This window comes from Hoylesella pleuritidis (genome assembly GCF_963541955.1).
Taxonomy (GTDB): Bacteria; Bacteroidota; Bacteroidia; order Bacteroidales; family Bacteroidaceae; genus Prevotella; species Prevotella pleuritidis.
On sequence record NZ_CAUTUT010000013.1, the window covers coordinates 41,619 to 54,514 of the forward strand.

The 12,896-nt window shown below is 43.4% G+C and carries 9 protein-coding genes; 7 read left to right on the forward strand and 2 right to left on the reverse strand.

Annotation, left to right across the window (positions count from 1 at the left end; all coding sequences use genetic code 11):
- The first annotated feature begins 17 nt into the window (after window positions 1–17).
- Window positions 18–1,058: a histidinol-phosphate transaminase gene (gene hisC, locus RWY97_RS06865; RefSeq protein ID WP_315566287.1), complete on the forward strand. Its 1,041-nt coding sequence runs from the start codon at window positions 18–20 to the stop codon at window positions 1,056–1,058.
- A gap of 236 nt (window positions 1,059–1,294) precedes the next feature.
- Here hisC and RWY97_RS06870 read toward each other — a convergent pair whose 3' ends face one another.
- Complete coding sequence (locus RWY97_RS06870) at window positions 1,295–1,474, reverse strand: hypothetical protein (RefSeq protein ID WP_148295368.1); 180 nt, start codon at window positions 1,472–1,474, stop codon at window positions 1,295–1,297.
- Between the two features lie 228 nt (window positions 1,475–1,702).
- On the opposite strand from RWY97_RS06870, the gene RWY97_RS06875 reads away from it, so the two are divergent.
- Window positions 1,703–4,093 (forward strand): TonB-dependent receptor, encoded by a 2,391-nt coding sequence (locus tag RWY97_RS06875; RefSeq protein ID WP_315566288.1) that lies wholly within the window; start codon window positions 1,703–1,705, stop codon window positions 4,091–4,093.
- A 1,494-nt stretch (window positions 4,094–5,587) separates the two neighbouring features.
- On the opposite strand, the gene RWY97_RS06880 is transcribed toward RWY97_RS06875, so the two are convergent.
- Complete coding sequence (locus RWY97_RS06880; protein WP_021583132.1) at window positions 5,588–6,481, reverse strand: RluA family pseudouridine synthase; 894 nt, start codon at window positions 6,479–6,481, stop codon at window positions 5,588–5,590.
- Window positions 6,482–6,721: 240 nt separating this feature from the next.
- Between RWY97_RS06880 and RWY97_RS06885 the strand changes: the two genes are divergently transcribed.
- From RWY97_RS06885 to RWY97_RS06905, 5 genes are all read left to right on the forward strand, one after another.
- Window positions 6,722–8,338, forward strand: a complete 1,617-nt coding sequence (locus RWY97_RS06885) for an ABC-F family ATP-binding cassette domain-containing protein (RefSeq protein WP_315566291.1) — start codon at window positions 6,722–6,724, stop codon at window positions 8,336–8,338.
- Window positions 8,339–8,464: 126 nt separating this feature from the next.
- A complete protein-coding gene (locus tag RWY97_RS06890; protein WP_315566319.1) occupies window positions 8,465–9,070 on the forward strand; it encodes a nucleotide exchange factor GrpE in 606 nt (201 codons plus the stop codon).
- A gap of 62 nt (window positions 9,071–9,132) precedes the next feature.
- Window positions 9,133–10,299: a molecular chaperone DnaJ gene (gene dnaJ / locus RWY97_RS06895; protein ID WP_315566293.1), complete on the forward strand. Its 1,167-nt coding sequence runs from the start codon at window positions 9,133–9,135 to the stop codon at window positions 10,297–10,299.
- Between the two features lie 60 nt (window positions 10,300–10,359).
- Complete coding sequence (locus RWY97_RS06900; protein WP_315566295.1) at window positions 10,360–11,670, forward strand: bifunctional folylpolyglutamate synthase/dihydrofolate synthase; 1,311 nt, start codon at window positions 10,360–10,362, stop codon at window positions 11,668–11,670.
- Between the two features lie 105 nt (window positions 11,671–11,775).
- Window positions 11,776–12,867: an aldose epimerase family protein gene (locus tag RWY97_RS06905; RefSeq protein ID WP_315566296.1), complete on the forward strand. Its 1,092-nt coding sequence runs from the start codon at window positions 11,776–11,778 to the stop codon at window positions 12,865–12,867.
- Window positions 12,868–12,896 lie beyond the last annotated feature (29 nt).

The window sequence follows — 12,896 nt, forward strand, 5'->3', positions numbered from 1 at the left end:
ATGCTGATAAATCCACAATGAGGAGCTTACAAGAATTAATCCGACCCAACATCCGTTCTCTCTCTCGGTCTGCCCACTTGTCCGTCGCAAGCCAGGAATACAAAGCAGGCATTCGACTCGATGCCAACGAAAATCCCTATAACGCACCTTTCAATCGTTATCCTATTGAATCGGAAAACCGATTCAAGGCTTTGGCAGCCCAAATTAAGGGTATTCCAGTGGAGAACATCACGTTAGGCAATGGTAGTGATGAGCTGATTGACTTATCATTTCGCATTTTTTGTCGTCCGCAAAAAGACAATGTAGTAGCCATTTCGCCCACTTACGAAATGTACCAACACTATGCCGACCTCAACGAAGTAACTTATCGGGCTGTGATACTCAATGAACAGTTCGGCCTCTCGTCCCGAAAGGTGCTCGACGCGTGTGATGCACGAACTAAAATCGTATGGCTTTGCTCGCCCAACAACCCTTCGGGCAACAGTCTCGAACGTGAAGAAATGTTACAAATCATAACTGATTTCGACGGAATTGTAATCATCGACGAGGCTTACAGCGACTTTGCCGCCCAATGTCCGATGCGTAACGAAATCGCCGATCACCCTAATCTAATCGTACTTAACACGCTAAGCAATGCTTGGGGCAATGCAGCTCTACATTTAGGTATGGCTTTTGCTCATCGTGACATCATTGAATTTTTCGATCGGATACGCCCTCCCCACCCCATCAATGCTCTTACTTTACAACAAGCCATCGAGGCGATATGCGACCCATATGAGGTTGACAAATGGGTGCGGATGCTGCTTTTAGAGCGTCGCAGAATGCTCGATGCACTCCGCGAACTGCCTATCTGTAAGGCTGTCTACCCCACCGAAGCTAACTTTATACTTGCTAAGATGACCGATGCTGCAGCTATTTACGAGTATTTAGTAAGCAAACGAATCTTCGTCCACCCACTCATCAACACACCACTTTGTACCGATTGTCTTCGCATCTCCATCGGAACTAAGAGCGAAAATAATGCATTGCTTGCCGCACTTCGACAATACGGAAGATAAAAAGCACTGAAATACGCCTTTATTCTCATTTCCCTATCCCACGCATTGAAATAGCTCGACTTTTCCTTTTTCACTCTTCCACTTTCCATTAACCGTTAAACAGTCTACGTTTAACAGTTAATTAGCGTGCGTTTAACCATTAATTGCATTACAAATAACTGTTAGTCATAGCGTGTTTAACCATTAATTATAAAGATAAAGGATAAATTTCGGTAAGTAACTGATAATGAGATCTTTTAATAGATACTATCTCGCCGCTGTAAGAAAATGTGAACGATGATACCAATAATGATCAATACTAAGCCCATCAGCATCGGGATATTATACCGAGTCCATCCCGTGATATAGCAGATTAATAATGTCACTACACCGAGATACACGAAGTAAAGTCCTAAATTTTTAGAGATTTTCCTCATTGAGTATGCAAATTTGAGGACAAAAGTAGGAAAAAACACCGTGAAAAGCGAATTCTCAATACAGAATCACACCACAATCTCCAGACAAATTAAAATATTTTAAGGAATACCAAACTCTCATTTACGATATAAATCGTACTTTTGTAAAAATTAGAAGTAATGAGCTTCTTGCAGTATCACTTTTATCTTTATGGCTAAGCAGTGAATAATATAAACGGAAAAAATAGAATGAAACAGATATTACGCATCTTATGGGTATCGTTTTTGATGATGGCAGCAGTCTTGAAAGGATCTGCCCAGAGAGTCGTGACCATACAAATTACTGACGGAGAGAACATTCCGGCTGATGCTGCATCGGTAATCATCACCGAGATAAAAGAACGAAAGGTGGTCGGAAACGGTATTGCCGGAACTGACGGAAAGATTATTTTCCATCTGAATGACGGCGAATATCAGGTATATATCAGTCTACTGGGCTATAAGAATGTACTTGAAAAGATTCGCATTCCATCGGATTCTGAACTCTATTCTTTCGTATTGGAACCGGAAATCGCACATTTGAGCGATGTGATTGTCACTGCCCGACAACGTCGTCCTGTTGCCAAGATGATTGACGGGAAGGTTTCTATCAACGTTTCCCGTTCTTATTTGACAGATTTGGGAAATGCAGTTGATGTGTTGAAACATTCGCCCGGCATTCGAGTAGGCAACGACGGCAGTATCTCTTTGTCATCACCGGGCGGAACGGCAGTATACGTCAACGGCAAGAGAATACGCTTACAAGGCGACCTGCTGACCGCTTACCTACGCTCATTACCGTCATCGAAGATCGAACGGATTGTCACTTCGCCCAATCCTGACGCAAGTTATGAGTCGGAAGGAGCCGGTGGGGTCATTGATATCATCCTGAAACGCAACGAAGATACAGGCCTCCATCTCACCACTTCTCACGGGCTGGCTTATTGGGAACATCTGCGCGAGACATCGGATGTAGGCTTATCGTATCATCGGAAAGACTGGCAGATAGGCGTAAACTATAATCAGAGCATCGGTCATTACGGTATGCGATATGGCAGTGAACGCCTGCAAGACGGCAATCGGAACCTATCCGAGACCGTAGATACCGACAAACGCAACGTTTATGCAGGCGGAATGGATTTCGTATGGCAACCTAACGGACAACACAAACTGTCGATCCTGACTTCTGTCAATGCCGTTGTAGGACCGGGAAAAACAATTACCGAAACCCGGATTTACCACGAAACAAATGCACTGAAACAGATACTTAGAGCAGAAAATGACTATATCAAGCAGCGTAATTTGAAGTATGGGGGCGGGCTGAATTATCTCTTTACCCCCTCATCGAGACATTCTGTTTCTGTCAGTACTGATTGGATTCACGTCGACGGCACCTCTCGCAACAATCAGCCCAATGCTTATTTTATGCCGGACGGCTCACCGGCTCGTCGTGATCTGTATTATTCAGACACAAAGAAAGATATAGATATACTGTCTTTGATGACTGATTATAAACTGACGATAGGTAAAGAAGACGACTTCTTGAGCGGTTTGAAACTGTCTCGTATTATCAGCAACAATGATTTCAGGTTTTTCACGAATTCCGTTTTTAATACAAATAGATCGAATCGGTTTAAATACAGCGAGACCAATATTGAGGGATATGCTCAATATACGATGCGGCGGGCCAAATGGGCAATCACGGCCGGTCTGCGTGCAGAGTATATGCACACTGATGGGCAACTGCAACCTTTCGGCAAGGAAAAAGCAAAAGAGGAGAACAAGCGGAATCGGTTCGGACTCTTCCCCAATCTTTCCGTATCTTACCAAGCGACAGATGTTACCAAGCTTACACTCTCTTACAGCAAGAGACAGGATAAACCCAAATACGAAGACTTAAATCCTTTCGAGTATCTTCTTGATGAGTTGACTTACTGGAAAGGGAATCCTTTTATCACACCACAGGTCAGTCATAGGTTAATGTTGAATCTTGCAGTCAGGAATTTAGGGCTTACCTTATCTTATAATCAGTTGAATGACTATTTTACTGCATTGACAGATACCTATGAAAAAGGAACGATTGTAATGACAACGAAGAATATCGGTCGACAAAAACAAATGGGATTAGAACTTGTGTACAGCCGAAGATTAGTTCCGTGGTGGGATATAAGTTTTAACGGAGGTGCTTTTTATTTCATCAATCAGCTCGATTATGAAAAATATAAGGAGACTTATCGCCGTCCATCCTGTGTGCTTTCACTATCTAACGACATCCTTTTACCAGCCGGGATTCGTCTTGAATTGTCCGGTCGATACAACTCCAAACGACAGGGGAACAGCTATGAAGTACTGAAATCGACAGGTAGTGTGGATGCTGGATTCAGTAAAAGTCTGCTGAAAAACCAATTAAATCTCTCACTTTTGATGACAGATATCTTTCACACAGAACGTTGGGACAGTTATGGAACAAAAGGACAACTCGACCTGACATCGTGGGGACAGGGCGAGAGTCGGCAACTTTTGTTCAGAGTTAGGTTTCAACTCGGTATCCAGAAACTCAAAGCTGACAAGAAAGAAATCAAAGAACTTGACAGACTTTAATCAAAAAATAAATTTCTTATTCTTAATAATACGACAACAATTACGTATAAGCGTTCATCCCGGCGCAGCTTGGCAATTTGAGAAAATAAGTCCCACAGCCAACTTCTATACTCGTAGCAATAGCTGTTTTACTGACAGGATCGTGATTGAAAGGCGATATTTTAGTTTGTCCTCGTGCCAAGAACTGTACCTTTTCGGCATCACCGAGATGCCCGTAATCGAATTTGCTGTAGCTGGGATTATCTTTATATCTCCCGACTTGGCTGTATTGATAAGGATTATCGCTAAAAAACTCGCGCGCATAAACCGCTTCGTCATAACCTCCGACACTAAATCAATTGTCTTTTACGTGCTGCGCAACACTATCAGCAGCGTTAATCTGGCCACAAGCAACGCCCGAAATACAAGCCGTGACAAACTCGCCGGCCAACAATCCAATAGCTAATTTGTTCACACTTAATTATATAGACTTTCATCGTTCGTTGTTTAACAATGCAGAGTTAGAAGTAAATTGCAAACGCAGCAATACATAAAATGAATGGTTTTCAACAAAATAAACAAACATATACTTACAGGACGATATACAAAACATCATCAACAAGCCTGCTGATGACATAAGAACAAAAAAGAAAGTGCGGCTTCCTGAGTGCGTTCTAACCTTCAAGTCTGAAATGTTAAGAATAGAATTGGCTTTTAACCAGACCTTCTCGAGTGGAAAGAGTGCACGCATCCCCGCACTTATCTGTATTTTATCTATCCATTTTGATGTTGCAAAGATACGACGATAACTAATACTTTGCAATACTTAAAAATCGGTAATTCAACATCTCCTCATTTTTAGGTACAACTCATTGACCGAAATTCAGAGAATGCCTTTATATTAATTCGTGATTTTTTCCATACAAATAGAAACCCGATATATAAATATTCTAAAAGAGAAATTGTATCAGTACGTAAAGGAAATTTACTCAAAAAGCAACTGAGGAAACACTCCGTTCCAGAATAGCAATAAGGAATCAAGAAGCGGAAAAATATCGATTAAAGAGATAAAGGCCTTCCCAAATACATCAAAAAGACGTTCCTTGCACTCCTATTAACTACTTTCCACCCAACAAATAACGCCCTTTCATCGACCAAAAGAATGTTAATCGGAAGCCCAAGAACGACAAAATAAAACGTAAATACGCCTAAACAGCCTTAAAAAAGGATGCCGAGAATTGCGTATTTACGCCCCAACGACTATCCGATTAGAAATAACGCCGTATTCAAGATGTATTTGTAAGAAAAATTTCTAACTGTAAATTACAATTTCAATCAGCGAAAATAAGTAAAATAAATAAACATAAGAACTGCGACAATAACAGCTATCGAAAACAATCGAAACAAACAACCTGTCACCTTTTTCACGATGACTATGGCCATAACGATACCTACTAATACGAAAAGATAATACAAAAAACTTGAGCTCATATACCTATTAAAGATTAAATCGAATTACTTGAACAAGTGGCGGAACAATGGAGGAATGGGCATTTCAAACTCCATTCGTCTGTGCGTAATGGGGTGATAGAAGCAGAGCACATAGGCGTGGAGACATAAACGCCCCAAAGGATCGTCTCCATTGCCGTATTTCGTATCGCCGCAAACAGGATGCCCCATATCGGCACAATGCACACGAATCTGATTTTTACGACCGGTCTCCAAACGAAATTCTACAAGACTGTGTTCGACTGTTCGTTTCAACGTGTGAAAATGAGTAACGGCATACTTACCGCCGTTATCGATCGGACTGGAATAAGTGACATAAGCCTTGTTGTCTTTAAGCCAATTAGCAACGGTTCCGCCGTCTTCTTCCATCTCACCTGATACCACTGCCACATAACGACGGTCGTAAACAATGTGGTGCCAGTCTTGTTCGAGCAATCGTTCTACCTCGATATCCTTAGCATAAATCATCAGTCCGCTTGTGTCTCGGTCTAACCGGTGCACCACATGAGCCGTACAACGCTGGTGTGTGCGTCGAAAATAATCATCGAGCACGGTCTTCACGTTGAGCGACGAATGTCCCGCAGCCATTGAAAGGATGCCCACATTCTTTTCCACAACGACCAAATGGCGATCTTCGTAAACAATTTTCAGGTAGCGACTTTTGAATGCATCGTTTTTCTTCGATTTGCTCACAGACACCTTCATACCCGCTTTCAACGGATAATTGAATTGTGTCACCCGCTTGCCGTTAACCTTAATACCGTTTCCCTGCAACGTAGCTTTCACCTTACTGCGACTTTCACGCTGTAAAGTTTCAAGCAACCACGGCAGCAGTTCGGCATCCCGGTCGACTATATAGGTGTCGTATCCTGCTTTATTTTGTAAACCATTCGTTCTCATCAGACTGCAAAGTTACGATATTTTTGCCATAGAGCGCACATCTGCCGTCGTTTTCTTCATACCGTTCGGCAGCTAAACACTTCGGAATATTTGGTTTATCGGGATATTCTTCGTACCTTTGCAAACAGTTAACAAGTGGACAAGTAAATAAAAAGAACAAGTGTTTGGTAGTAAACGATAGGTAAAAAATCCTCATCAACTTGTCAACTGTTAACTTATCAACTATAATATATATAAGGAATGATAACAGTTACGAATCTTGCAATTCAATTCGGGAAGAGAGTTCTTTACAAAGACGTCAACATCAAATTTACTAACGGCAACATCTATGGCGTAATCGGAGCCAACGGAGCAGGTAAATCAACGCTGCTCAAAGCCATCAGCGGCGAATTGGAACCGAATAAAGGAACCATCGAATTGGGACCGGGTGAACGGCTCTCGGTATTGGATCAGGACCATTTCAAGTACGATCAATACCGCGTTCTCGATACAGTCTTGATGGGACATAAACCTCTTTGGGACAATATGAAAGAGCGCGAGGCTCTCTATTCGAAGCCGGAGATGAGCGAAGAAGACGGTAATCGTGCAGCCGAATTGGAAGACAAGTTTGCCGAAATGAACGGTTGGGAGGCCGAAAGCAATGCAGCACAGATGCTGGGCAACCTCGGCGTAAAAGAGAATCTGCACGAAAAGCAGATGAGCGAACTGTCCAACAACGAGAAGGTTCGCGTAATGTTGGCCAAAGCTTTGTTCGGACATCCCGACAATCTGTTGCTCGATGAGCCTACTAATGACCTCGACCTCGACACGGTGCAATGGTTGGAAGAATATTTGGGTAACGTAGAACAGACAGTGCTTGTGGTCAGTCACGACCGTCACTTCCTTGATGCCGTGAGCACCCAGACCGTAGATATCGACTTTGGTAAAGTGAGTGTCTTTGCAGGTAACTATTCGTTCTGGTACGAGAGTTCGCAATTGGCATTGCGTCAGGCACAGAACCAACGTCAGAAAGCCGAAGAGAAGCGTAAGGAATTGGAAGAGTTTATCCGCCGTTTCTCTGCCAATGTGGCTAAGAGTAAGCAGACCACAAGTAGAAAGAAGATGCTGGAGAAACTGAATGTAGAGGAGATTCGTCCGTCGAGTCGCAAATATCCGGGCATCATTTTCCAAATGGATCGCGAACCGGGAAATCAAATTCTCGAAGTGGATGGTCTGAAAGCGGTAGACACAGACGGTACAGTGCTCTTCGATAACGTTAACTTCAACATCGAGAAAGGTCAAAAGGTGGTGTTCCTTAGTCATAATCCGAAGGCAATGACAGCCCTCTTTGAGATTATCAACGGCAATCGCGAGGCCGATGCCGGCACATATAAGTGGGGCGTGACAATCACTACCGCTTATCTGCCTCTTGATAACACAGCTTTCTTCAATAGCGATCTCGATTTAGTAAACTGGCTCAGTCAATACGGCTCTGGTAACGAAGTCGTGATGAAAAGCTATTTGGGAAGGATGCTGTTTTCGGGCGAAGAGGTGCTGAAAAAAGTCAATGTGCTTTCCGGAGGAGAGAAAATGAGGTGTATGATAGCCCGAATGCAGTTGAAAAATGCCAACTGTTTGATTCTCGACACACCGACCAACCACTTGGATTTGGAGAGTATTCAGGCCTTCAATAACAATCTGACAGGATTCAAGGGCAATGTTCTCTTTGCCAGTCACGACCATGAATTCATTCAAACTGTGGCCAACCGCATTATCGAATTGACGCCGAACGGAACCATCGATAAGCTGATGGACTATGACGACTACATCTATGACGAGGGCATTAAAGAACAAAAAGCAAAGATGTATACCATTTGATACCACACATCTATACACCATTTCTGACACAGGTCCGTACTAAACGAGACCTGTGTTGATGTGTATTATGAGCAAGAATGGCAAGCTTTTTGCTGCCATTGACATTAAATCAAAAAATGAGCAATGATGAATCAGAAAGAACAAAAGATAGACATAGAAGACGGAATCGTTACAGACAATGAAGAGATGACGAATCAGTGTTCTGAAAATGAGAATCAAACGACCTGCGAAACTGACCCGAACGCCTCAGATGAGCTAACTGACGAAAAGGCAGAAAACCAAGATCCATTGGCAGAAGCCAATGCAGAAATTGAAGAATTGAAAGATAAATATCTACGTTCTGTAGCCGAATTTGAGAACTATAAGAAGCGAACGCGCAAGGAAGTAGCTGATTTAATCCTCAACGGAGGCGAGAAAACGGTAGCTGCTATACTACCCATCATAGACGATATGGAACGAGCTATTGACAATGCAGGCAAAGCCGAAGACATAAAAGCACTTGAAGAAGGTTGGGAACTGATATTCAAGAAGCTGATGAAAACGCTCGAAAGCCTCGGTGTTAAGAAGATCGACACCGATGGGAAAGACTTCGACGTAGACTATCACGAAGCAGTTGCAATGGTTCCAGGTATGGGAGATGACAAGAAAGGCAAGGTAATCGACTGCGTTCAGGCTGGTTATATGTTGAATGATAGGGTTATCCGTCACGCGAAAGTTGCAGTTGGGCAATAAGTACACATTTAATGAAAGGGCCCCAAAGACCCTTTCATTTTTATTTTATCCATCTTTTACAAATGGCAAAGAGAGATTACTACGAGGTCCTAGGCGTTGAAAAGACTGCCACAGACGACGAAATTAAAGTGGCGTATCGGAAAATCGCTATCAAATATCATCCCGATCGCAATCCCGGCAACAAAGAAGCTGAGGAAAAATTCAAAGAAGCTGCAGAAGCTTATGATGTATTACACGATGCACAGAAACGACAACAATACGACCAATTCGGTTTCGACGGTCCTGCAGGAGCTGGTGGTTTCGGTGGATTTGGTGGCGCCGGAGGCTTCTCGATGGATGATATCTTCTCGATGTTCGGCGATGTTTTCGGTGGACATAGTGGTGGATTCGGAGGCTTCGGGGGCTTTGGGGGCAGCAGACAACGACCACAATATCGAGGATCTGATTTGCGTTTGAAAGTTCGTTTGTCGCTGCAAGAGGTTGCAACAGGTGTTACCAAGAAATTCAAAGTCAAGAAAGACGTCACTTGCTCACACTGTCACGGAAGCGGAGCAGAAGGTGGTAGCGGCACAGAAACGTGTCCGACGTGTCAGGGTCAGGGAGTAGTGGTCAAGACAGTACGTACAATGCTCGGTATGATGCAGACCCAAACGGAGTGTCCCACGTGTCACGGTGAAGGCTCAGTCATCAAAAACAAGTGTCACGAATGCAGCGGAAGCGGTATCGTAAAAGGCGAAGAGGTGGTTGAGATCAATATTCCTGCAGGTGTAGCTGAGGGTATGGTGGTCAACGTTCAAGGTAAAGGCAACGCCGGTCCACGACAAGGTACCAACGGAAATATCCAAGTTCTGGTTGAAGAAGAGCCCAACGATACTTTCATTCGCGATGAACAAGATGTAATTTACAATCTTCTCTTAGACTTTCCGACGGCAACACTCGGTGACGAAATCGAGATTCCGACCATTGAAGGTACCAAAGTGAAGATTAAAATAGAGCCTGGAACGCAACCGGGCAAGACGCTCAGGTTGCGCGGCAAGGGACTGCCCGCCGTGCAAGGTTATGGTACCGGCAAGGGCGATTTAGTAGTAAATGTCAGCGTTTACATACCAACCACATTGAGCAAAGACGAAAAAGCAATGGTGGAAAAAATGCGTGGAAGCGATAACTTTAAGGGAGACGCCGAGACAAAGAAATCTATTTTCGAACGATTTAAGAACTATTTCAATTAAGATTTACAGACGCAGACCGGCACAAAGCAGCTTGGTCTGCATCTTTTTAATACCCACACAATGGACTATCAACAAACTATCGAATACTTATTTAATAGTACACCCGTCTTTGAACACGTCGGGGCAACTGCTTATAAAGAAGGATTGGCCAACTCATTAGCCTTAGACGAACATTTCGGACATCCGCATCAGAAATTCAAATCCATTCATATTGCAGGCACAAACGGTAAAGGTTCCTGTTCACACAGCATAGCATCAGTACTCCAGTCGGCCGGATACAAGGTGGGACTCTATACTTCCCCGCATCTCATCGACTTTCGCGAACGTATCAAAGTGAATGGTGTTTGCATCAGCGAACAGGCTGTTGTTGATTTCGTTGAGCACGAACGGGCTTTCTTCGAACCGTTACACCCATCGTTTTTTGAACTAACTACGGCGCTGGCTTTTAAATATTTCGCTGAGCAAAACATTGATTTCGCCGTTGTTGAAGTCGGACTCGGCGGTCGTTTAGATTGCACCAATATTATTACGCCTATCTTGTCGATCATCACTAATATCAGTCTCGACCACACACAATTCCTTGGTGACACGCCGGAAAAGATTGCCCGAGAGAAGGCCGGGATTATAAAAAGAAGTGTTCCGGTGGTGATTGGCGAAGCAACAGAGCAGACTCGTCCCGTTTTTCAGGCACGAGCTGAGGAACAAGGAGCCCCTATCATGTTTGCAGAAAGTATGCCGGAAGTACTCACTTCGATCGCTTCTGCAAATGGAGGAATAGTCTATCAGACGCAGAACTACGGCGAATTGTGGAGCGAATTAAGCGGAAGCTATCAGCAAAAGAATATGAATACCGTACTGTGTGCATTGAATAAGCTCCGCAAAATGGGCATGCTGAAAGATGAAGAATGTATTAGAAATGGCGTGGCCAACGTCTGCGAGCGCACCGGTTTAATGGGGCGTTGGCAACGAATACAATCTAATCCTACCGTGATCTGTGATACTGGACACAACGTCGGAGGCTGGAAGTATCTGAGTAAACAGCTCAATGACCTACGATGCAGGCAACTCCGAATCGTTTTCGGAATGGTAGACGACAAAGATATAGACACCGTTATGAGTTTGCTACCTGCTTCCGCGCAGTATTATTTCACGCGAGCCACAACCCAAAGGGCTATTCCAGAACAGCAAATCAAAGAGATTTCGCTCCGTTTCAAACTACAAGGAGAAACATTCCCGACAGTTGCCGAAGCCTATCAACAAGCTCTTGAAGATGCTGATAAAGATGATTTCATCTTCGTGGGAGGTAGCAGTTATATCGTTGCAGATTTCCTTTCATTTCTCCATCAAATGAAACACGTGCATCATAATTAATTGTTTTTAACTCAAAATTGCTCGCATTTTTCCCTTGTTCACTTGCTAAATTCGTTTTTTTTCAGTTACTTTGCAACAAAGTAAAATCACTAAAAACTTACTGATATGACGAACACAGTGGAGACAGAAAACATTTGCGGTCTGAAACGTAAGGACTTTCAGACACGCATTGACGGAAAAGATACCGACTTATACATTCTTAAAAACAGTGAGGATAATGAAGTAGCGATCACCAATTACGGTGGAGCATTAGTGGCAATAATGGTTCCTGATAAAGAGGGTAACCGTGCCAATATCATCCAAGGGCACGATAATATTCGGGAAGTAATAGAAAGTCCCGAGCCGTATCTGTCCACTTTGATTGGCCGTTACGGCAATCGCATCTGCAAAGGAAGATTTCAACTACACGGCAAAGAATACAATTTACCCATCAATAACGGTCCGAATTCACTGCACGGAGGTAAAAAAGGCTTTAACGCCAAGGTTTGGGAAGCGCTCCAAATGAATGATCACACATTGGTTTTAAAGTATGTAAGCCCTTACGGTGAGGAAGGTTTCTCGGGCGAACTCAAAGTAACTGTCGTTTATACGTTTACTAATGATAACGAATTAGTTATCGATTATATGGCTACAACGAATAAACAGACTATCATAAACCTTACTAATCACGGATACTTCTCATTGGCAGGAATCGCCGATCCGACACCAACAATCGACAATCTTATTTGTGAAATCAATGCAGACTATTATCTGCCGATTGATGAAACCTCTATTCCGACAGGTGAAATCTGTTTTGTCAAGGGTACGCCTTTTGATTTCCGGACGCCTAAAACTATTGGACAGGACATTGATGCAGATAACGAACAAATTAAGAACGGTGCCGGTTACGACCACTGTTACGTACTAAATAAGAAAGAAGAAAGCGAACTCAGCTTTGCAGCTCGTATCAAAGAACCCATCAGCGGACGCACAATGGAGGTCTATACTACCGAACCGGGTGTACAACTCTATACAGATAACTGGGCCGACGGCTATAAAGGGCAGCACGGAGCGACATTCCCACGCCGCAGTGCCATCTGTTTCGAGGCGCAACACTTCCCTGACAGTCCGAACCATCCCTACTTCCCATCGGTCGTTTTGAAGCCGGGCGAACAGTATAAGCAGAAAACTATCTATCGGTTCAGTATCGAGAAATAAAGCAGAACACATCTAACGAATCATTTAAT